The sequence below is a fragment of the Knoellia sp. Soil729 genome, assembly GCF_001427985.1.
Classification (GTDB): Bacteria; Actinomycetota; Actinomycetes; order Actinomycetales; family Dermatophilaceae; genus Knoellia.
Map to the genome: position 1 here is coordinate 137324 of NZ_LMSA01000005.1, position 21718 is coordinate 159041.

Genomic DNA, 21718 nt, shown 5'->3' on the forward strand with positions numbered 1-21718 from the left:
GGGAGCCCCAGCCAGGGTCAGCCGACGTGGACGCGGGCGTTGCGGAACATCCGCATCCAGGGCGAGACGTCCTCGACCCGGCCGCTCGTCCACGACATCTGCGCGTTGCGCTGCACTCGCTCGGGGTGAGGCATCATCGCGGTGAACCGGCCATCGGTCGTCGTCACCGACGTGAGTCCGTCGGGGGAACCGTTGGGGTTCGAGGGGTATGCCGTCGCGACTCCACCATCGTTGTCGACGAAGCGCGCCACTCGCTGGACGGAGGCCTCGTCGCCGCGCGCGGAGAAGTTGGCGAACCCCTCACCGTGGGCGACGGCGATCGGGATGCGCGACCCGGCCATGCCGGTCGTGAAGATCGACGGCGACTCGAGGACCTCGACGAGCGAGAGGCGGGCCTCGTACTGCTCGGACCGGTTGCGGGTGAAGCGCGGCCACGCCTCCGCCCCCGGGATGAGGTCGGCCAGGGCGGCGAACATCTGGGCGCCGTTGCAGATGCCGAGCCCGAACGTGTCGCCGCGGGAGAAGAACCGTGAGAACTCCTGCGTCAGCCGGGAGTTGAAGAGCACCGAACGCGCCCAGCCCTCCCCGGCACCGAGGGTGTCGCCGTAGGAGAAGCCACCGCACGCCACCAGTCCGACGACGTCGGAGAGCGAGGCGCGCCCGGTTTGGAGGTCGGTCATGTGGACGTCGAGCGTCTCGAACCCGGCACGGTGGAACGCGTAGGCCGTCTCGACGTGGGAGTTCACGCCCTGCTCCCGCAGGACGGCGACCCGGGGCCGCGCCCCCACGGTGAGGTAGGGCGCCGTGATGTCGTCGTTCGGGTCGAACGAGGTCGACACGTGCAGCCCGGGGTCGTCATCGGCGCCGAACCGGGCGTGCTCCTCGTCGGCGCACTCGGGGTTGTCCCGCAGCGACGAGATGCGCCACGACACCTCGTCCCACGCCTGAGCCAGGTCCACGGTGGACTCGTCGAGCGGCACCGCGCCGTCGACCGCGACGATGACCCGGCGCTCGGGGTGCGTGCCGCCGATGATCGAGGCGAACTCGCCGACGCCCGCGTTGACCAGCACCTCGCGGACCTCGCCCACCGAGTCGGAGCGCACGCCGAGCACTGCACCCAGCTCCTCGGTGAAGAGCGCAGCCACGGAGTCCACCGCGATCTCGACGCCGAGCCCACCGGCGAACGCCATCTCGCACACGGTCGCCCACAGCCCACCGTCGGAACGGTCGTGGTAGGCCGAGACCAGCCCACGAGAGCGCAGCTCGCTCACGGCGTTGGCCAGGGCCACCAGCCGCGACGGGTCGTCCAGGTCAGGAACGTCGCCGCCGAAGACGCCCGACACCTGCGCGAGCATCGAGCCGCCCAAGCGGTTGGCGCCAGCGCCAAGGTCCACCAACACCAGCGCCGAGTCGGGCTGCAGCTGCGGCGTGAGGGTCCCGCGGACGTCGGGCAGCGCAGCGAAGGCCGAGACCACGAGCGACACCGGTGACGTGACCTGACGCGACTGGCCGGACTCGGGATCGGTCCACCTGGTGCGCATCGACATCGAGTCCTTGCCGACCGGCACAGAGATCCCCAGGGCAGGGCACAGCTCCATCGCCACGGCCTCGACCGTGTCGAACAGGGCGGCGTCCTCGCCGTCCTCGCCCGCCGCGGCCATCCAGTTGCAGGACAGCTTGACGGCCGACAGTGACGGCAAGGGAGCAGCGAGAAGGTTCGTCAACGCCTCGCCGACCGCCATGCGACCGGAGGCGGGAGCGTTGACGGAGGCGAGCGGCATACGCTCCCCCGAGGCCATGGCCTCACCCGCGAAGCCGACATGGTCGGCCAAGGTGACCGCCACGTCGGCGACGGGCACCTGCCACGGACCAACGAGCTGGTCGCGATGCGTGAACCCGCCGACGGTGCGGTCGCCGATGGTGATGAGGAAGCGCTTGCTCGCGACCGAGGGGTGACGAAGGAGGGCGTATGCCGCGTCGCGCACGTCGACGTCGCTCACCTGGAGCGGGTCCCCGGTCCACGACACCCGGGTCGCGTCGCGGGTCATGCGCGGGGGCTTGCCGAGCAGGACCTCCATGGGCATGTCGATGGGCACGTCGTCGTCGGACTCACCGGCCACGAGCAGCTGGGCGTCGTCGGCCGCGACGCCGATGACCGCCATCGGGCACCGTTCGCGCTCGGCAAAGGACTCGAGCAGCTCCAGCGACTCGGGCGCGATGGCCAGGACGTAGCGCTCCTGGCTCTCGTTGACCCAGATCTCCTTGGGGGCGAGCCCGGACTCCTCGAGTTGGACGGCCGAGAGGTCGAAGCGGGCACCCAGGCCGGCGTCGTTGACCAGTTCGGGGAAGGCGTTGGACAGCCCACCCGCGCCGACGTCGTGGATCGCGAGCACGGGGTTGTCGGCGCCCAGGGACCAGCAGGAGTTGATGACCTCCTGAGCGCGCCGCTCCATCTCGGGGTTGCCGCGCTGCACGGAGTTGAAGTCGAGGTCGGCGGCGTTGGTGCCCGACGCCATCGACGACGCGGCGCCACCACCCATGCCGATGCGCATGCCGGGCCCGCCGATCTGCACGAGCAGCGAGCCGGCGGGGAAGAGGATCTTCTCGGTCTGGTCGGCGCTGATCGAGCCGAGGCCACCGGCGCTCATGATCGGCTTGTGGTAGCCGCGGCGCACCCCGTCGACGGTCTGCTCGTAGACGCGGAAGAACCCACCGAGGCCCGGACGGCCGAACTCGTTGTTGAAGGCCGCAGCCCCGATCGGGCCGTCGACCATGATCTCGAGCGGGGTGGCGATGTGCTCGGGCGCGCCATAGACCTCGCGCTCCCACGGCTCGTCGGTGCCGGGCAGGTTGAGGTTCGAGACGACGAACCCGGTGAGCCCAGCCTTGGGCGCCGACCCTCGGCCGGTCGCGCCCTCGTCACGGATCTCGCCGCCGGCACCGGTCGCGGCGCCGGGGAACGGCGAGATCGCAGTCGGGTGGTTGTGGGTCTCGACCTTCATGAGGACGTGGACGTCCTCCTCGCGAGCGGCATAGGGTGTCGGCCCGTCACCACGCTGGGGCAGCCAGCGCTCGATCCGGCGGCCCTCCATGACGGAGGCGTTGTCCTTGTAGGCGACGACCGTGCCGGCGCCGGCGACCTTCTCGGTGTGCCGGATCATCCCGAACAGGCTCTTGACCTGCGGCTCACCGTCGACGATGAAGTCGGCGTTGAAGATCTTGTGGCGGCAGTGCTCGGAGTTGGCCTGCGCGAACATCATCAGCTCGACGTCGGTCGGGTTGCGCCGCAGTCCCGTGAACGACTCGGCCAGGTAGTCGATCTCGTCGTCGGACAGGGCGAGCCCGTATGCCGTGTTGGCACCTTCCAGCGCCTCTCGCCCACCGCCGAGGACATCGACGTGCTCCATCGGCTCGGCCTCGCGCTCCTCGAAGAGGGCGGCGAAGGCCTCGTGGGTGGGCAGGGCGGTCTCGGTCATGCGGTCGTGCAGGACCGCTGCGACGGCGCCCCATCTGTCAGCATCGGTCGCCGTACCTGTGTGGTCGACTCCTTCGAGCACGAACTCGGTGACCCGCTCGACCCGGCGGATGTCGATGCCGCAGTTGTGGACGATGTCGGTGGCCTTGCTCGCCCACGGCGAGATCGTGCCGAGGCGGGGGCCGACCACGACGAGGGCGCTCGGATCCGTGGAGGGTGCGTCACCGGCATACGGATCGCCGTAGGTCAGGAGTTCGGTCAGCCGCGCCGCGGCGTCGACAGTGAGTGGCTGCTCACTCGCGACCCAGTGCACGAAGCGCGCGCTGACGGCGGTGACGGCGGGATCGACGGCCTGCAGTCGCGCCAGCAGCGCTCGGGCCCGGAAGGGGGAGAGCGCAGAGCCACCCTCGACGGTCGTCAGGGCGAGCTCATGCGTCGAAACCATCACTAAAACGTCTCCAGGGAGGTGCGGCGGGGCCGAGTCACAGGCTACTGGGCTGCGCGACGGAGCCCCACAGCCGGATCGGCACGACCGGTCAGCGGTGCGTGGTGAGAACGCGCGGCACGTCGTCGACCACGAGGGCGTCGACACCGCCGTTGCGCAGGGCATCGAGGACATCCGGTGCGGGGCACCACACCATGAGCTCCCGTCCTGCGCCGTGCACAGCCCCCGTGACCTCGTCGACGCTCGCGTCCTCACCGAACCGGCGCTGGACCTGCGGGTCCAGTGACCCGGCATGCAGTGCCAGCAGCTGCACGTCGAGGTGCGCCGCCGCGGCGACGGCGATACCGATGGGGAAGTTCAGCCACGTCAGCCAGCCGAGCGCCATGCGGGGGTCTCCCGCCCGCACCTGCCCCAGCGCGGCCGGGTCGAAGGACTGGGTCAGGGCAGGCCGTGTCCCGAGCCGCGCCGCACACCACCGACCCAGGATCCCGGCCGTCGTCATCGCCGCGGGACGCCCGGCGTCCGCCACGGAGGACTTGACGTCGAAGACCACCCCCACGGCCTCGGGGACCGCCTCGAGCAGCGCGTCCAGACGCAGGGCGCCCACCGCGTCGAGGTCGCTCGCCGACCGCGCGGACACCTGGGACCCATCGGGCAGCACCGTGTTGTGGATGACGAAGAGCTCGTCGTCCCGCGCCCTGCGCACGTCGACCTCGATCCACTCGAGACCGAGCTCGATCCCCCTGAGGAACGACTCCATCGTGTTCTGCGTCAGGCCGTCGACGACACCGGCGCCGAGCCCGCGGTGCCCGACCAGCGTGCCCGGCTCGCCGAAGATCCCACTCACGACCGGAAGGTCAGTCCGGTGAGCCGCTCGTAGGCCTCGACGTACTTCGCGCGTGTCCGCTCGACCACCTCCGCGGGGAGCGCGGGTGGCGCCTCACCCGAGGACTTGTCCCAACCACTGGCGGGCGAGAGCAGCCACTCCCGCACGAACTCCTTGTCGAAGCTGGGCTGGGTGTGTCCCGGCTCCCACTGGTCGGCCGGCCAGAAGCGTGAGGAGTCGGGCGTGAGCACCTCGTCGGCGAGCACGAGGGCGCCGGACGCATCCACCCCGAACTCCACCTTGGTGTCGGCGATGAGGATGCCTCGCTCCCCCGCGATCTCGTTGCCCCGGGCCAGGATGCGCGTCGTCAGGTCACGCAGCGCCTCTGCGTGCTCGGCGCCCACCTGGGCGACGACGGCCTCGTACGACATCGGCTCGTCGTGCTGCCCCATGGGCGCCTTGGTGGACGGGGTGAACAGCACCTCGTCGAACCGGTCGCCGTCGCGCAGCCCGGCGGGCAGGGGCAGTCCGCTCACAGTGCCGTCCGCGACGTACTCCCGCAGCCCGCCACCCGTGAGGTAGGCACGCGCCACGCACTCGACCGGCACCATGTCGAGCTTCTGCACGAGGACCGCCCGCCCGGCCACCATCTCGGGCACGTCGGTGGACACGACGTGGTTGGGCACGAGGTCGACGAGCTGGTCGAACCACCACAGGGACAGCTGGGTCAGCACCGCCCCCTTGTCGGGGATCGGTGGGTCGAGGATGAAGTCGAACGCCGAGATGCGGTCCGAGGCCACGAGCAGCAGCTGGTCGTCGCGACCGTCCGGGGCGTAGAGGTCCCGCACCTTGCCCGAGTAGAGGTGCGTGAAGCCAAGGATCTCCAGCGGTGACAGGGCAGGCGTCGTCATGGTGCTGATTCTCGCAGCCCGGTCCCGCGGCCATCCCGTCGGCGCGGTCCACGAGGCGGTCCAGGGCCCGCGCCGACACCCGGGAGTGGCACAGTACGGCCCATGCTCACGTCCCGGGACCTCTCCCTCATCGCCACCTTCACCGGTGTGATCGCTGCGCTCGGTCTCATCCCGGCCATCGCCCCGTTCGGCGGAAGCGTGCCGATCACGGCCCAGTCGATGGGCGTCATGCTCGCGGGGGCCATCCTCGGGTCGAAGCGTGGCGCGCTGTCGGCGTTGCTCCTGCTCGCCCTCCTCGCCATCGGCCTGCCGCTGCTCTCCGGTGGACGTGGGGGCCTCGGCGTCTTCGCCGCCCCCAGCGCCGGTTACATCTTCGGCTTCCCGGTCGCGGCCTTCCTCGTGGGCCTGCTCACCGAGCGGATCGGCCGCCCCTACCGGCTGGGGCTCGGCATCATGGCCAACGTCCTCGGTGGCGTCATCGCCCTCAACGCGATCGGCATCGTCGGCATGGCGCTGGTCCTCCGCGTCTCCCTGGTCAAGGCGACCACGCTGGCCGCGGTCTTCATGCCCGGCGACGTCGTCAAGGCCGTCCTCACCGCCTTCATCGCCGTTGGCGTCCACGCTGCCTACCCCGGGCTCATCCCGGCCCGCCGGCAGCAGCCCACCCCGGCCGAGCGCGTCTCCGCCTGAGCCGTCACTGTCCTTGCCCGAGATCCGCGTCAGCCACGTCAGCCACTCCTTCGGCGACGGCTCGGCGCGTCGGACGGTGCTGACCGACCTCGACGTCACGCTCACCGAGCCCCGCATCGGCATCGTGGGAGCCAACGGCTCGGGCAAGTCGACCTTCGTGCGCCTTCTCAACGGGCTCGTCCACCCCGACTCGGGGACCGTGACCGTCGACGGCCGCGACACGGTGCGCGACGGTCGCGAGGTCCGGCGCCGGGTGGGCTTCTGCTTCACCGACCCGGACGCGCAGATCGTCATGCCGACCGTCGCCGAGGACGTCGCGTTCGGGCTGCGTCGTCGAGGTCTCACCAAGGACGAGGTGCGGGCGCGCACGCAGGGTGCGCTCACGGCATACGGGCTGTCCGGTCATGCCGACCACCCCGCCCACCTGCTCTCCGGTGGCCAGAAGCAGCTACTCGCGCTGGCGAGCGTCCTCGTCACCGAGCCGGACCTCCTCGTCCTCGACGAGCCGACGACCCTGCTCGACCTGCGCAACGCCGCCATGGTCCGCAGCGTCGTCGACGGTCTCGCGCAGCAGGTCGTGCTCGTCACCCACCACCTCGACCTGCTCGACGGCTTCGACCGCGTGCTCGTCTTCAACGAGGGACGCATCGTCCACGACGGAGCGCCTGCGGGCGCCGTTGTCGCCTACCGCGCGCTCGCCACGGCCTGATGGCAGCCCAGGCCGTCCCGCTCTACCTGCCCGGCAGCTCCGTCGTGCACCGCACCGGCGCCGGGACCAAGCTGCTCGTCCTGCTCGCCGCCGGCGTGGCGCTGGCCCTGTGGCGGTCACCGTGGCAGGTTGCGCTCGCCTTCGCGCTCGTCCTTGCCGGGTATGCCGTGGCGCGCCTGCCGCTGCGCACCCTCGTCCGCCAGCTGCTCGGGCTGGCGTGGGTCGCCGTGCCGCTGTTGGCCTTCCAGTGGATCTTCGCGTCGTGGCAGACCGGCATCGGCGTGGTGGGGTCGTTCGTGTCGATGGTGCTGCTCGCGGGGCTGGTGACCCTCACGACCCGGACGACGGCCATGGTCGACGTCGTCGTCCGTGCCTGTGGGTGGCTGCGACGTCTCGGTGTCGACCCCGAGCGCGTCGGCCTCATGCTCGCCCTGGGCATCCGCTCGGTGCACGTGGTGATCGGGCTGGCGCAGGAGGTGCGCGAGGCCCAGCACGCGCGTGGCCTGCGGGCCAGCCCACGAGCGTTCGCGGTGCCGCTCATTGTTCGTTCGCTGCGGCACGCGGACCGTCTCGGCGAGGCCCTCACCGCCCGCGGTGTCGACGACTGACCGTCGTCCTTGTGCCCCGACGGGACCGGGTCAGACGATGCAGAACTCGTTGCCCTCCGGGTCCTGCATGACGAGGTGGTCGAGCCTGCCGTTGACCCAGTGCTCACCCTGACGCCGGGCGCCGCGTGCGACCAGGCGGGCCTCGGCCTCGCGGATGCGGGTCTCCCGCAGGAGCTGCTCGACGTCACGGCCGCCGCTCACCTTGACGTCGAGGTGAACCCGGTTCTTGACCGTCTTGCCCTCCGGCACCTTGAGGAAGCTGATGGAGGGTCCGTCGCCGGATGCGGGCCGGATGGCCGCACCGTCATCCCACTCCTCCTGCGGGACGTCGTGGTCACGCAGGAAGCTCTCCCAGTCCGCCCATCCGGCCGGTGGCGGAGCCCTGACGTAGCCCAGGGCGTCGCACCAGAACTCGGCCAGCTCGCGGGCGTATGTGCAGTCGACGGTGATGCCCAGCGTGGGGGTGAGGTCGGCCATGCGTCGAGCCTAGGGTGGGCGGATGGACTTCCGGATCTTCACCGAACCCCAGCAGGGCGCGACCTACGACGACCTCCTCGCCGTGGCCCGCACGACCGAGGACGCGGGCTACGACGCGTTCTTCCGGTCCGACCACTACCTGCACATGGGCGGAGACGGCGCGCCGGGCCCCACCGACGCGTGGACGACGCTCGCCGGGCTGGCTCGCGACACGCAGCGCGTCCGCCTCGGGACCCTCGTCACGGCCGCGACCTTCCGGCTGCCCGGCCCGCTCGCCGTCCAGGTCGCCAACGTCGACCAGATGTCCGGGGGCCGGGTCGAGATGGGACTCGGTGCCGGGTGGTTCGAGGCCGAGCACACGGCATACGGGATCCCCTTCCCCGACGTCCGGGAGCGCTTCGACCGGCTCGAGGAGCAGCTCGCGGTGATCACCGGACTGTGGACGACGGACAGGAGCGAGACCTTCGACCACGACGGCTCGCACTACCCGATCGTCGGTGCGCCCGGGCTCGGCCAGCCCGACGACCGCGGTGGCATTCCCGTCATCATCGGCGGCGCGGGCAAGCGACGCACGCCGGCGCTCGCCGCCCGCTATGCCAACGAGTTCAACTCGGCCTTCCAGGGCGTCGCCGAGAGCAGCGAGCTTTTCGCGCGCGTCCGCGCCGCGTGCGAGGACCATCGACGTGACCCCGATGAGCTGGTGTTGTCCGTGGCCAACGTCCTCTGCCTGGGCAACGACGACGCCACCCTCCGGCGACGTGCCGCGGCCATCTCGCGAGACGTCGACGAGCTGCGCGCCAACGGTCTCGCCGGCTCCAGCGACGAGGTCGTCGACAAGATCGGCCGTTTCGCCGAGGTGGGCACGACGCGCTTCTACCTGCAGGTGCTCGACCTCAGCGACCTCGAACACATCGAGGAGTTCGCCGCGACTGTCGTGCCGCAGCTCGCCTGAGCCGGGTCAGCCGACGGCGATCTCGTCACGCGACGCCCTGAGGGCGATGTCGCTGCGGTGGTGCGAGCCCTCGAGCTGCACGAGGGCGACCGCGGCATAGGCCCGTTCGCGCGCCTGCACGAGGTCGGGGCCGGTCGCCACGACTGAGAGCACCCGTCCACCGGCGGACACCAGGGCTCCGTCACCGTCCAGCGCCGTCCCGGCGTGGAGCACGTATGCCGTCGGCACGCCTTCGACGTCACCCAGCCCCGCGATGGAGTCGCCCGTGCGCGGCGTCCCCGGGTAGTTGTGGGAGGCGACGACCACGGTCACGGCGTGCTCCGGCGACCACCGCAGGTTCTGGTAGTCGTCGAGCCGTCCGGTCGCTGCCGACTTGAGCAGTCCACCCAGTGGGGTGAGGAGCCGGGCCAGGACGACCTGGGTCTCGGGGTCGCCGAAGCGGACGTTGAACTCGATGACGCGGGGGCCGCGCGACGTCATGGCCAGTCCGATGAAGAGCACGCCGACGAATGGCGTGCCGATCCGGCGCATCTCGTCGATCGTCGGCTGCGCCACCCGGGCGACGAGGTCGTCGGTGAGCCCCTGCGGGGCCCATCCCAACGGGCTGTAGGCGCCCATGCCACCGGTGTTGGGGCCGGCGTCGTCGTCCCCGACCCGCTTGAAGTCCTGGGCCGGCGACAGCGGCAGCGCGGTGACACCGTCGCTGAGGACGAAGAGCGAGACCTCCGGGCCGTCAAGGAACTCCTCGACGACGACGCTGCCGCCCTCCTTGGCGAGGCACGCCTGCGCGTGGGCCAGTGCCTCCTCGCGGTCCTCGGTGACGACGACACCCTTGCCCGCCGCGAGCCCGTCCTCCTTGATGACGTGGGGTGCACCGAGCGCGTCCATGGCATCGGCCACCTGCTCGATCGTCGTGCACACGTGGGCGAGGCCCGTCGGGACGTCAGCGGCCGACATGATGTCCTTGGCGAACGCCTTGCTGCCCTCGAGGCGGGCCGCGTCCGCCGACGGCCCGAAGACGTCGAAGCCGGCGTCGCGGAGCACGTCTGCCACCCCGGCGACGAGCGGGGCCTCGGGCCCGATGATGACGAGCTCGACGGCATGACGCTGGGCGATCGCGAGGACGGCCGCCGCGTCGGTGAGGTCGGGGAGGGGCTCGCACAGCGCGAGCGCGTCGATCCCCGGGTTGCCGGGAGCGGCGATGACCGCGTCGACGACCTGGTCCTCCACGAGGCTGCGGACGATGGCGTGCTCACGGGCACCGGAGCCGACGACGAGGACCTTCATGGAGGGCAAGCCTAGGGGCGCACGAGGTGCGTGCAGACGGCGGTCCGCGACCCGGCATACGCGACCGGTAGGCGCCCGGAAAGGTGTGAGCGCGGCGCGCCCGGGGAGCAGGGGGGTACCCCCGGGTGCGCCGCGCCCGTCCGCGCGGCATCTCACGATTGGGGGAAACCGGAGGCTCTGCGCGAACGTCGACGAGGTCGACGTGACCAACCATGACATGCCGGAGACCCTTGATTCAAACTCAACGGCGGCGGGTTTCTGACAATGTCGCCTTCCCGCCATAGGGTGGTGCCATGGCCGAGCGGGACAGCCCCACGATGGGTGACGAGCTCATGACGCGCGTCTACCTCCTGCTCCTGCGCCTGCCTGCGCCCCGGCGCTCCTCGCTCGTGCAGGAGGGGTTCACCGAGGACGAGGTCGACAGTGCGCTGACCGGCCTGCAGGAGCGCGGCATGGTCGGCGCCGCCCGGCGTGACGTCATCGAGGTCTACCCGCCCGACCAGACGATCCCTGCCTATGCGGCCGAGCTCGAGCGGCAGGCACGCTCCAGCCGTTCGGCGGCCGAGGGCCTGGCGCACATGTACTACGAGGCGCGCAGCGGTCGAGGCGGAACCCGGGCGAGCCCCGACGTCTCCCTGCTCGACACCGTCGACGACATCGAGTCCGCGTTCTTCCGGGCAGCCGCACGGGCCGAGAGCCGCATCGTGCGCCTGTGCGCGCGCAGCCCCCGCATGGACCAGACCACCCTCCGGCACGCAGAGTCGATCATCGCGGCGCGGCCGACCACCACCAACGCCGACCTGGACCGGTGCGTCGTGTTCGAGCAGTCGATCCTCGAGGTGGAGGGGGCCTTCGGCGCGTTGCAGACGATGCGCGCCAACGGCATCGATGTGCGCCTCACCCCGCACCTCGCCTTCTCGGTGCTGGCGGTGGACCGCACGGTCGCCGTGATCGACATCAGCCATCTCGAACCCGGCGGCGGAGGCTCGCTGTTCGTCCAGCAGCGCCAGCTCGCCAGTGCGCTCATGGACATGTGCCTGGGTCTCGCCGCCCTTGCCACGCCGCTGCCGCGCACGCCGCGCGGGCCCTCCCTCAAGCGGCTCACCGACCGGGACGGCCAGATCATCGCGCTGCTGGCCGCCGGGGCGAGCGACGTGACGATCGCCCGCCAGCTGACCGTCTCGCAGCGCACCGTCGAGCGCAGGATCCGCTCGATCATGGAGGAGCTCGGGGCCACGACGCGGTTCCAGGCCGGAACCGCGGCGGTGCAACGCGGTTTCCTCTGACCCGGCCTCGCCGAGGGCCCTCCCGCAGCGACCTCTTGGGATGTCCCGAGGCGCACCCAGCACCTCGCGCGCACGCGTAGACTCGTCCCTTCCGTGCGCTCGACGCACCGCACACTCGTAGCTCTGCAGGGAGGGCCTCGCCCGTGACGACCACGCGCCCCGGTGCCGCTGACACCTCGGCTGATGTCGCCCGTGAGATCGAGCTCGAACAGGCTCACGTCGACCGCGTCTACGCCGAGCTCGAGAAGGCAGCCCTGCGGGCCAACGCCGTCGAGGCCGACGGCATGGCCCGGGGCCGCACGATGCGCACCGGCGACGTCCGCGACGAGGAGATGACCGGCCTCTTCGAGCGCGACGCCCTCGTGTATGCCGCGGCCAAGCGCCGTGCCGCGATCGAGAAGCAGTACGAAGGACTCGTCTTCGGACGGCTCGACCTCGGCGACATGGACACCCCGGCGGCCGAGCGGGACGTCAGGCACATCGGTCGGCTCGGGGTGCGCGACGACGACTACGAGCCGCTGGTGATCGACTGGCGTGCGCCCGCCGCCGCGGCGTTCTACCGCGCCACCCCCGTGGACCCCATGGGCGTGCTCCGCCGACGCGTCCTGCGCTGCAGCGGGGCCACCGTCATCGGTGCCGAGGACGACCTCATGGTGCCCGAGGCGCCCGACGACCTCGTCGTCCTCGGCGACGGCGCCCTCATCGCCGCCCTCACCCGCAGCCGCGGCCGCCAGATGCGCGACATCGTCGCGACCATCCAGCGCCACCAGGACGAGGCCATCCGGGCGCCCTCACGCGGCGTCACCGAGATCACCGGTGGTCCGGGCACGGGCAAGACCGTCGTGGCGCTGCACCGCGCGGCCTACCTCCTCTACTCGGAGCGTCGTCGCTTCGAGTCCGGCGGCATCCTCGTGGTCGGCCCGTCCGCCGCCTACACCGCCTACATCGAGCGCGTGCTGCCCTCACTCGGCGAGGACACCGTCGCACTGCGTGCGCTCGGCGACCTCGTCGACGGCGTGACCGCGACCCGCCTCGACCAGCCCGAGGTCGCCGCCGTCAAGGGTTCGCTGCGCATCCGCCGGCTGCTCTCTCGGGCCGCCTCGCGCCCGCCCCAGGGGGCTCCGTCCCAGCTGCGCGTCTTCATCAACGGACATGCCGTCCGTCTGGACGAGGCTGTCCTGCAACGCATTCGCCGTCAGGTGCTGCGCTCGAGCCAGCACAACGTGGCCACGAAGCAGGCTCGCGAGCAGCTGGCCCAGGAGGCCTGGCGGTCGGTGCGGCAGGGCGATCGCGACGAGTTCTTCGACGCCTTCGACTCCTCACGTGACATCGACGAGTTCCTCCGGTCGTGGTGGCCCCAGGTCGACCCGCGCGAGGTCCTGCTCACGCTCGCCGACACGGACCGCACCTATGCGCTCGCTCGAGGCGTCCTCGACCACGAGGAGGCTGCGGCCCTGTCGCACTCCATGCGTGAGGCGCTCGAGCTCGGCTCGTGGTCGGTCTCGGACGTCGCCCTCATCGACGACCTCTCCGCCAAGCTCGGCCAGGTGCAGGAGCCCGAGGCCGAGGAACGTGGCTTCTACGACATCGAGGAGTTCGACGACCTGTCGTCCTACGGCGTGCTGGACGTCAGGGCGGGCGTCGACCGCCGCGTGCATGACCCATCGAGCACGAGCGTCGTCACCCCCACCGATGCCCGGGCCCGGCTCCTCCACGGACGCATCGAGAGGCCGTCGAGCAGCGCCCACGTCCTCGTCGACGAGGCCCAGGACCTCTCACCCATGCAGTGGCGCACGCTCGCCCGTCGCGGCCGCAACGCGTCGTGGACCGTGGTGGGCGACGCCGCCCAGGCCTCGTGGGGCGACCTCGAGGAGGCGCGGGCGGCACGTCTCGAGGCCTACGGGTCGCAGCAGCTGCGCGGCTTCCACATGGACACCAACTACCGCAACGCCCGCGAGATCTTCGACTACGCGCGCGACGTCATCCTGCCGCTGGTGCCCGACGCGGACATCCCGGAGGCGGTGCGCGAGACCGGGGTCGACCCCGTCGACCGCGACGTGGAGACGCCGCCGGTGGCCTCCGTGGAGGACGCGGTCCACGAGCTCCTCGACGAGGTTGAAGGTTCCATCGCGGTCATCACGCCGCGTCGGTGGGCCGATGGGCTGGTGCACCTTGACGGCGCTGGCGACGGCCGGGTGCAGGTCATCGACCCGCTCTCGACCAAGGGCCTGGAGTGGGACGCGACCGTGGTGCTGGACCCCGACGCGATCGTTGAGGAGTCGCCCGGTGGCGTGCGCGTGCTCTACGTCGTGCTCACCCGCGCAGCCCACCGCATGTCGGTCCTGCGCCCCACCTGACCAACTCGGCCCGGGCCCGAGCCCCAGTCACACCCTTCCCGCCTGAAGTGGGTTTCTCTCACCTCGCGTGACAGCGGCCGTCACGCGAGGTGAGAGAAAGCCACTGGAGGCGGGGAAGTTGAGGTCCAAGCAGGGGTCAGTCAGTCGAGGAGGGCGTGGCGCTCGATGATCTCGTGGCGGCCGGGGCCGACACCGATCGCCGAGACCCGGGCCCCGATGAGCTCCTCGACCCGCAGCACGTAGGCCTGGGCGTTCGCCGGCAGCTCCTCGAAGGTGCGGCAGCCGGAGATGTCCTCCCACCAGCCGTCGAGCTCCTCGTAGATCGGCTTCGCGTGGTGGAAGTCGGTCTGCCCCACCGGCATCTCGTCGTGGCGCACACCGTCCACGTCGTAGGCCACGCAGATCGGGACCTTGGGCAGCCCGGTGAGGACGTCGAGCTTGGTGATGACGAAGTCGGTGACGCCGTTGATGCGCGTGGCATAGCGGCCGATGACGACGTCGAGCCAGCCACAGCGACGTGGACGACCGGTCGTCGTGCCGTACTCGGCACCGGTCTTGCGCAGGAACTCGCCGTTGTCGTCGTCGAGCTCGGTCGGGAAGGGTCCCTCACCGACGCGCGTCGTGTAGGCCTTGAGGATCGCGATGACGCGCGACACCCGGGTCGGTGGGATGCCGGACCCGGTGCAGCCGCCACCAGCCGTCGCGGACGACGACGTGACGAACGGGTAGGTCCCGTGGTCGACGTCGAGCAGCGTCGCCTGGCCCGCCTCGAGCAGCACGTTCTTGCCGTCGTTCAGCGCCTGCTCGAGCACGAGCGCGGTGTCGGCGACCATGGGACGCAACCGGTCGGCATACGAGAGCAGCTCCTCGACCACGCGGTCGGCCTCAGCGGCACGGGTGTTGTAGATCTTGACGAGCACCTGGTTCTTGAAGGAGAGCGCAGCCTCGACCTTCTGGCGCAGGATGCCCTCGTCGAAGATGTCCTGGATGCGGATGCCGACGCGGTTCATCTTGTCGGCGTAGGTCGGGCCGATCCCCCGCCCGGTCGTGCCGATCTTGCGCGCGCCGAGGAAGCGCTCGGTCACCTTGTCGAGGGTGCGGTTGTAGGGGGCGATCACGTGCGCATTGGCGCTGACGAGCAGCTTGCTCGTGTCGACGCCGCGCTCGTTGAGGCCGTCGAGCTCCTCGAAGAGCACCTCGAGGTCGACGACGACACCGTTGCCGATGATCGGCGTGACGGTCGGGGTGAGGATGCCGGAGGGCAGCAGGTGCAGGGCGTACTTCTCACGCTTGCCGTCGGTCTCGATCACAACCGTGTGCCCAGCGTTGTTGCCACCGTTGAACTTGACGACGTAGTCGACGTCCTCGCCCATGAGGTCGGTGGCCTTGCCCTTGCCTTCGTCGCCCCACTGGGCTCCGACGAGCACGATTGCCGGCATCTGATCTGTCCTTCCCTGCGCGGGAGGACCGCGCGTGCGTGACATGCGAGGGGCCCGGCGCGAGGCGTTCGCGACGGGCTCCCGGTGCGAAACAGACTATCGGGTATGCCGTGTGCGCACCGATGGCCCGTGGCGCGTGGACGCGAGCGCAGCACCCAGCTGGAAGCGGGTGTCGACCCCGTGCAGGGACATGAGAGCAGCGATCCGGCGCCTCACGGTGCGCAGCCCCAGCCCGAGGAACCGGGCGATCGCCTCGTCCTTGAGACCCATCCCGAGGAGCTCCAAAAGTCGCTCGTCACCGGGTTGGCTCGCAGCGAAGGGGACCGCGTGGGCATGCTCCCACGCCAGGTCGAAGTACGCCGTCAGGGTGGAGATGAGCAAGGGGCCGCGGATGAGGACGTAGCCGGAGCCGACGTCGCCCCAGCGCGCCAGCCCCACGGCGCCGACGTCACCGAAGACCGCGAACTCCGAACCGACCTCCGGCAGGAGTCGTTGCTCCTCCCCCACTGCGGCCCAGGACCGGAGCCACTGCACCCCCCGCGGGGTATCCAGGGCGGCAGCGGGATAGATCGTGCGCTGAGCGTTGCCCCGGCTGATCCACTCCTGGTTGTCGCGCATGGTCGTGTCGTCCAACGCCGGGCCCGAGTCGACGACCATGGCGACGTTGCGCAGGATGCCGGTGGACTCCTCGAGGAGGCGCCGCACCACGACGGGCGCCACCTCGTCGCTGATCGGGTCGACCCCCGGGGTGGGACGGCTCCGGTCGGTGTCCAGGAGTCGGTCGAGGAGGGCGCGGATCGTCGTGAGGTCGCGAGTCCGCTCCTCGATGCGCGCGTCCTCGCGGTCCAGGTACTCCTGGAGCACCCGATCGGCTGGTGCACCATCTGCCGAGGTCAGGGGCATGTTCTCCTCCTCCGACAATCCACGCGGCAGGTTCCTGCCATTGGCATCTAAGTGTCGCAGATCGGGGATGCGGCGGGGCATGATGGTGCGAACGTTCGGTCAGAGGTGGCAGGGGACACAGCTGGTCGGGCGCGCGCTACGGCGCGGCGCTCCCTGGCAGGGGAAAGAGAGGCTCGGACCACCGGTCCGAGCCTCTCTCGCGTGTCCTCCGGTATGCCGGCCGCCCGCCCGGGCGCAGCGGCCTACAGTCCGAGCTCGCGGGCCCCCGTGGCCGAGGAGTCCCGCAGGAAGTCGGCGCAGCGCCGCTCCTCGTCGCTCTCGCCGATGAGGCCAGCCGCCCTGGACAGCGCGGCGAGCGCCCGCAGGAAGCCGCGGTTGGGCTCGTGCTCCCACGGGACGGGCCCCTGACCGCGCCAGCCGTTCCTGCGCAGGGAGTCCAGGGCGCGGTGGTAGCCGGTGCGGGCATAGGCGTAGCCCTCGACCGTGCGGTCGTCGGCGAGGGCGTCCTCGGCCAGCGTTGCCCAGGCCAGCGACGAGGTGGGGTTGGCCGCGGCCACCTGGTCGGGGGCCACACCCTGGTCGAGCAGCCGTGCGGCAGGGTCCTCGGGCAGGAGCGTCTCGGGAATGCCGAGCAGGTTCTCAGTCATGCGCTCCCCCTCTCAGGCCTGGTGCGTTCCGGCAGAACGCAGGTTCTGGCACGCCTCGACGACTCGCGCTGCCATCCCGGCCTCGGCCGCCTTGCCCCAGGCACGCGGGTCGTACTGCTTCTTGTTGCCGACCTCGCCGTCGATCTTGAGGACGCCGTCGTAGTTCTTGAACATCCACTCGGCCACGGGACGCGAGAAGGCGTACTGGGTGTCGGTGTCGACGTTCATCTTGACCACGCCGTAGTCGCAGGCGGCCGCGATCTCGTCGGCGCTCGAGCCGGAGCCACCGTGGAAGACGAGGTGGAACGGCTTCTCGTCGGCGGTCTTGAGCTCCTTGTGGACGGCGTCCTGTGCCGCCTTCAGCACCTCGGGCTTGAGCTTGACGTTGCCGGGCTTGTAGACACCGTGCACGTTGCCGAAGGTCAGCGCGGTCATGTAGTAGCCGTTCTCGCCGAGGCCGAGGGCACGTGCTGTGGCGATGGCGTCCTCGGGCGTCGAGTAGAGCTTGTCGTTGATCTCGTTGGCGACGCCGTCCTCCTCGCCACCGACGACGCCCACCTCGATCTCGAGGATGATGTTGGCGGCGTGGCAGAGTGCGAGCAGCTCCTCGGCGATCTTGAGGTTCTCGTCGAGCGGCACGGCCGAGCCGTCCCACATGTGCGACTGGAAGATCGGCAGACCGCCCGCCTTGACCCGCTGGGTGCTCGCCGCGATGAGGGGGCGCACGAAGCCGTCGAGCTTGTCCTTGGGGCAGTGGTCGGTGTGCAGCGCAATGTTGACCGGGTAGTTCTTCGCGACCTCCTGCGCGTAGGCGGCGAGCGCGAGCGAACCGGTCACCATGTCCTTGACCGTCGAACCCGAGGCGTACTCCCCACCACCGGTGGAGACCTGGATGATGCCGTCGCTACCGGCCTCGGCGAACCCGCGGATCGCCGCAGTGATCGTCTGGCTGGAGGTGATGTTGATCGCCGGGTAGGCGAACGAGCCGTTCTTGGCCCGGTCGAGCATGTCGGCGTAGATCTCGGGGGTGGCGATGGGCATGGGGTCTCCTTGTCAGCGGCGAGCAGGATCTCCCCCGATCCTTCCACGCGCCGCCGTGGTGGCAACAGAGCGCCCAACGACCGGCCGGTAACGATCAGCGGGCTATGCCAGCGCGCTGAGCCGCGAGGACAGGTGGGCCCGCTCGACCTCGTTGTCGCACAACGCGATGGCCGACGCGAAGTGCTCGCGTGACGACGCCACGTCCCCTACGCGGGCAAGGAGCTCACCGCGCACCGCGGGCAGGCGGTGCCCCGGCAGGTCCAGGTCCTCGAGCAGCGCCAGGCCCGCTCGCGGCCCGTCCGCCTCGGCCACTGCGACGGCTCTCGCCACCCGCACGGCAGGTGAGGGAGAGACCTGCTCGAGCACGGCATACAGGCTGGCAATGCGGTCCCACCGCGTCGCGTCGGGCGAGGGTGAGGTGGCGTGCTCGGCGGCGATCTGCGCCTGCAGCCGATAGCTCTGTGCGAGCGCGCTCGTCCCGGGCCGGGTCGCTTCGAGGAACGCCAGTGCCTCGGCGATCTCGTCGTGGTGCCAGAGGCTGCGGTCCTGGTCGGGCAGGAGGACGAGCGTCCCGTCGGCCGCGACCCGCGCGTCGCGCCGTGAGTGCTGCAGGGTCATGAGGGCGATGAGGTTGCCGAGCGCCGGTGTCGGGTGCAGCGCATCGGCCACGCGCGCCAGCCGGATCGCCTCTCCAGCGAGCTCGGCGCGCAGGAGGTCCGGTCCGCTTCCCGGCGCGTAGCCGGCCGTGAAGGCGAGGTATGCCGTGTGCCCGACGACGTCGAGCCGCTCGCCGATCGCTTCCCGTCCGGGGATGGTGAACGGGATGCCGGCGGTGACGATCTTCTTCTTGGCGCGAGTGATGCGGGCCGCCATCGTCGTCTCGGGCACGAGGAAGAGTCTCGCGACGTCGGCTGTCGAGATGCCCATGACGAGGCGGAGCGAGAGGGCGCTCGCACCCTCAGGCGGCAACGCGGGGTGGGCGCACATGAGGACCAGTCGCAGCAGGTCGTCGTCGACCACCTCACCGGCGTCTGCCATGACACCCTCCCGGGTTCGGTGCTCGGCCTCGACGGTGAGCAGGGGTTCCTTGCGCGCGGCCATCGCCTCGGCACGCAGCCGGTCGAGGATCCGGCGACGTGCGGCCGTGACGAGCCAGGCACTCGGGTTGTCGGGCTCGCCGTCCTGCGGCCAGCGGGTGTGGGCGGTTGCAACGGCGTCGGCGAGCGCGTCCTCGACGAGGTCCAGACGACGGAACTGCGCGAGGAGCAGGGCGACGAGTCGGCCCCACTCCTCGCGCACGACGCGCTCGAGGGCTGTCACGTGTGGTCGAAGCCCTCGACCCGGACGACCGGGCGGATCTCGATGGCGTAGGAGTGCGGGAGGAGGTCGCACAGCTCCACGACGACGTCGAGGTTGTCGGCGTCGATGAGGTAGAAGCCGCCGACCACCTCGGCCGACTCGGCGAAGGGACCTGCGGTGAGCTGGGCCCGCCCGCCCACGTGCCGCACCGTCGTGGCCGTGTCCGTGCTCGCCAGTGCCTCTCCGGCCACGATGGTGGTCCGCTGTCGCGCCGCCGCGTCGAAGTCCAGGTGTGCCTGGTGCATGGTGGCCCGGTCGCTCTCGGACGCGTCTGCCCACACCTCGGCGGGGTAGGCCAAGCTGAGGAAGTAGCGGGTCATGACACACGCTCCTCAGCTGTGGGAACACGCCGCACCTCGACGGCGCCCATGCCCGCCGCGGCGTGGTCCGGTCCGGCGACGAGAGCCACCAGCCGGAGGAGGTCGTCGAGGTCGTCGGTCTCCACGTCGTAGTAGCCCGTCAGCTGTTCGACGATCTCGGCGAACGGACCATCACTGACCATGACCTTCCCGTGGGCGTCCGCGCGAACCACCTTGGCCTCACGCGAATGGGTGAGTTCGGCCCCACCGAGGACCTTGTGGCCGTTGGCCCGTAGCCCGGCCCCGAACTCATCGTGGCGGGCGTACACCGCATCGCGTTGCTCTTGGGTGAGCGCCTCCCACGCGTCCTCGTTGCCCGGCAGGAGGATGAGGTAGCGCGCGGTCATGACGCACGCTCCTCGTCGACGAGGGCGAGGATGACGTACTCCTTGGTCTGAGCGGTCATGGGTTCTCCTTGTGGCCTTGGGGCGCGAGGCCGCGAGCGCGACCTCATGCACCTGACGAGCGAACCACAGTCGAATCGACAACGCCCGCGGAAGTCGGTCAGAAGGGAATGGGATCCGGTGGTCGTGGTGGGGGCGGCGGGATGTCGACGAGGATCTCGCTCCAGGGCCCGAGGCCGTGTTCAAGTGTGGAGTCGAGGTCGATGTGTGGCGGTGGGCCGCCGTGGGTGTTGCCCTCGATGTCGAACCAGACCGGGTAGGCGCGGGGTCGGGCGTGGTCGGGCCCGCCGAGGAGCTCGATGAGCTCTTCCTCGAACGTCGTGGGGATCTCGCTCGGACTGGGGCGCGACGCGGTGCCGTGGTCGCGGGAGGTGTGGCCGGCGGTGAGGAGGTGCAGGTGGTCCACGGGCCAGGTGGTGGTGCGGCGCCCGGTGGGGTCGGTCCAGGTGACGGTGCCGTCAGGGTGAAGCCGCGCGGTCCAGCCGTGGCGTTGCTTGATGCGGTGGTGACGCCGGCACAGACACATCAGGTTGATGGGGGACGTGGGCCCGCCCGGCCAGGGACGGACGTGGTCGAGGTCGCACTGACGGGCCGGGGTGGAGCAGCCGGGGAAGCGGCAGGACCCGTCACGCAACCGGATCAGTCGGGCCATGGGGTCGGGCACCCGGTAGGACTCGCTGAAGTCCACGACCTCCTCGCCGCCCTGACCTGTCACTGCTCCCTCGCCAGGCTCTTGGGCTCTCTCTCGGGCTCGTTCGCGGGAACGGTGGGCCCGTCGGGCTTGGGCTTGGCCGCGGGCCAAGGACGGGGGCACATCTCCGTGGACGAGGGCTCCGGTGTCGCTGTCGCAGGCCAGCTCGCGCTCAGGGGCGGAGGTGCCGGCGTCGTCGAGCCAGTCCGCAGGCACGAACGTCGTCCCGGGCGCACCCAACCCACCCACCTCGACCAGATCCTCCGCGGCTGACCTACCAACCGGCGACGCGGAGGCCGGGCCAGCCGGCGCAGCCTGCGACTTCTCCGGTCGTGAGGCCGGGGTGGTCGTGGCCCCCGTGGTCTGTGCGCTGCGTGTAGTGGTGTTCGCGCATGGTGTGCCGGTGCCTGCGCTGCTCTGGGTTGCCGGGTCGGCGGCGGCGCGGGTGGCGTGGACGACGACCTTGACATCACTGTGCTCAAGGATGAGCCGCATCGCCGCGTCGGAGCGGGCCATCGCCAAAGTGTCGGCCTTGCCCTCGCGCACCAGCTGGCGGGCGCGGACCGTCACCGCCTCCCACGCCCTGCGAGCGTCCTCGACCCGGAAGTCGCCCCGCCAGTGATCCGTACCATGGGACCCCAACCGGCGAGTCAACCCCCGCCTCGCCCGCTCATCCTCGGCGTGCGCGCTCACCGCGTCCGGATCCACCTGCGCGGCCGTGCGCGCCAACACCTGGCGCAACGGCCCCACCGTCAGCTGCCCCCACACGTCCTTGACCCGCTCCACCACCTCGAAGGCGGACTGCGGCGACAGGAACTCCGTCTCCTCGGTCACCACCCGCGCCCGCTGCTC

The 21718-nt window shown here is 70.8% G+C and carries 19 protein-coding genes; 6 read left to right on the forward strand and 13 right to left on the reverse strand.

The features are described from left to right. Window positions 1-17 precede the first annotated feature (17 nt). From purL to ASG74_RS15425, 3 genes are all read right to left on the reverse strand, one after another. Window positions 18-3920, reverse strand: coding sequence for a phosphoribosylformylglycinamidine synthase (gene purL / locus ASG74_RS15415; RefSeq protein WP_056145631.1), 3903 nt, complete (start codon window positions 3918-3920; stop codon window positions 18-20). Window positions 3921-4011: 91 nt separating this feature from the next. Next, window positions 4012-4767, reverse strand: coding sequence for a glycerophosphodiester phosphodiesterase (locus ASG74_RS15420; RefSeq protein WP_056145633.1), 756 nt, complete (start codon window positions 4765-4767; stop codon window positions 4012-4014). Then, the gene (locus tag ASG74_RS15425; protein ID WP_056145637.1) at window positions 4764-5657 is read right to left on the reverse strand and encodes a phosphoribosylaminoimidazolesuccinocarboxamide synthase; all 894 of its coding nucleotides are present in this window, start codon (window positions 5655-5657) and stop codon (window positions 4764-4766) included. Before ASG74_RS15425 ends, ASG74_RS15420 begins: the two co-directional genes overlap by 4 nt. Window positions 5658-5759: 102 nt before the next feature. On the opposite strand from ASG74_RS15425, the gene ASG74_RS15430 reads away from it, so the two are divergent. The 3 genes from ASG74_RS15430 to ASG74_RS15440 are packed head-to-tail and all read left to right on the forward strand — an operon-like array spanning window position 5760 to window position 7664. Next, window positions 5760-6347, forward strand: a complete 588-nt coding sequence (locus tag ASG74_RS15430) for a biotin transporter BioY (RefSeq protein ID WP_056145639.1) — start codon at window positions 5760-5762, stop codon at window positions 6345-6347. Between the two features lie 13 nt (window positions 6348-6360). Beyond that, a complete protein-coding gene (locus ASG74_RS15435) occupies window positions 6361-7056 on the forward strand; it encodes an energy-coupling factor ABC transporter ATP-binding protein (RefSeq protein WP_056145641.1) in 696 nt (231 codons plus the stop codon). Continuing rightward, on the forward strand, window positions 7056-7664 hold the full coding sequence (locus ASG74_RS15440; RefSeq protein WP_056145644.1) for an energy-coupling factor transporter transmembrane component T family protein: 609 nt from the start codon (window positions 7056-7058) through the stop codon (window positions 7662-7664). The genes ASG74_RS15435 and ASG74_RS15440 overlap by 1 nt, the downstream gene beginning before the upstream one ends. A 30-nt stretch (window positions 7665-7694) precedes the next feature. Here the strand turns inward: ASG74_RS15440 and ASG74_RS15445 are convergent, their stop codons facing one another. Next, the gene (locus ASG74_RS15445) at window positions 7695-8141 is read right to left on the reverse strand and encodes a VOC family protein (protein WP_056145647.1); all 447 of its coding nucleotides are present in this window, start codon (window positions 8139-8141) and stop codon (window positions 7695-7697) included. 22 nt (window positions 8142-8163) lie between these two features. Here ASG74_RS15445 and ASG74_RS15450 point away from each other — a divergent pair, with 22 nt between their 5' ends. Next, complete coding sequence (locus tag ASG74_RS15450) at window positions 8164-9093, forward strand: LLM class F420-dependent oxidoreductase (protein ID WP_056145650.1); 930 nt, start codon at window positions 8164-8166, stop codon at window positions 9091-9093. Between the two features lie 6 nt (window positions 9094-9099). Here the strand turns inward: ASG74_RS15450 and purD are convergent, their stop codons facing one another. Continuing rightward, the gene (gene purD / locus ASG74_RS15455; protein WP_056145654.1) at window positions 9100-10380 is read right to left on the reverse strand and encodes a phosphoribosylamine--glycine ligase; all 1281 of its coding nucleotides are present in this window, start codon (window positions 10378-10380) and stop codon (window positions 9100-9102) included. Between the two features lie 293 nt (window positions 10381-10673). Here purD and ASG74_RS15460 point away from each other — a divergent pair, with 293 nt between their 5' ends. Further along, entirely contained in the window at window positions 10674-11666 is a 993-nt protein-coding gene (locus ASG74_RS15460) for a helix-turn-helix transcriptional regulator (protein WP_056145657.1), read from the forward strand. Between the two features lie 143 nt (window positions 11667-11809). Then, complete coding sequence (locus tag ASG74_RS15465) at window positions 11810-14023, forward strand: HelD family protein (RefSeq protein ID WP_056145660.1); 2214 nt, start codon at window positions 11810-11812, stop codon at window positions 14021-14023. Between the two features lie 140 nt (window positions 14024-14163). Here the strand turns inward: ASG74_RS15465 and ASG74_RS15470 are convergent, their stop codons facing one another. From ASG74_RS15470 to ASG74_RS15505, 8 genes are all read right to left on the reverse strand, one after another. After that, window positions 14164-15462 (reverse strand): adenylosuccinate synthase, encoded by a 1299-nt coding sequence (locus ASG74_RS15470; RefSeq protein ID WP_056145663.1) that lies wholly within the window; start codon window positions 15460-15462, stop codon window positions 14164-14166. 96 nt (window positions 15463-15558) lie between these two features. After that, window positions 15559-16365, reverse strand: coding sequence for a hypothetical protein (locus ASG74_RS15475; RefSeq protein ID WP_056145666.1), 807 nt, complete (start codon window positions 16363-16365; stop codon window positions 15559-15561). 242 nt (window positions 16366-16607) lie between these two features. After that, the gene (locus ASG74_RS15480; RefSeq protein ID WP_056145670.1) at window positions 16608-17012 is read right to left on the reverse strand and encodes a DUF3151 domain-containing protein; all 405 of its coding nucleotides are present in this window, start codon (window positions 17010-17012) and stop codon (window positions 16608-16610) included. Window positions 17013-17024: 12 nt separating this feature from the next. Beyond that, window positions 17025-18053 carry a class II fructose-bisphosphate aldolase gene (gene fbaA, locus ASG74_RS15485; RefSeq protein WP_056145674.1) on the reverse strand — a complete coding sequence of 343 codons (1029 nt, stop codon included), beginning with the start codon at window positions 18051-18053 and terminating at the stop codon, window positions 17025-17027. Between the two features lie 102 nt (window positions 18054-18155). Continuing rightward, the gene (locus ASG74_RS15490) at window positions 18156-19373 is read right to left on the reverse strand and encodes an RNA polymerase sigma factor (RefSeq protein WP_056145677.1); all 1218 of its coding nucleotides are present in this window, start codon (window positions 19371-19373) and stop codon (window positions 18156-18158) included. After that, window positions 19370-19732: a YciI family protein gene (locus ASG74_RS15495; protein WP_056145680.1), complete on the reverse strand. Its 363-nt coding sequence runs from the start codon at window positions 19730-19732 to the stop codon at window positions 19370-19372. Before ASG74_RS15495 ends, ASG74_RS15490 begins: the two co-directional genes overlap by 4 nt. Beyond that, window positions 19729-20118, reverse strand: a complete 390-nt coding sequence (locus tag ASG74_RS15500) for a YciI family protein (protein WP_056145682.1) — start codon at window positions 20116-20118, stop codon at window positions 19729-19731. The genes ASG74_RS15495 and ASG74_RS15500 overlap by 4 nt, the downstream gene beginning before the upstream one ends. Window positions 20119-20275: 157 nt before the next feature. Continuing rightward, a partial coding sequence (locus ASG74_RS15505; RefSeq protein WP_082569834.1) for an HNH endonuclease signature motif containing protein occupies window positions 20276-21718 on the reverse strand: 1443 nt, incomplete at its 5' end.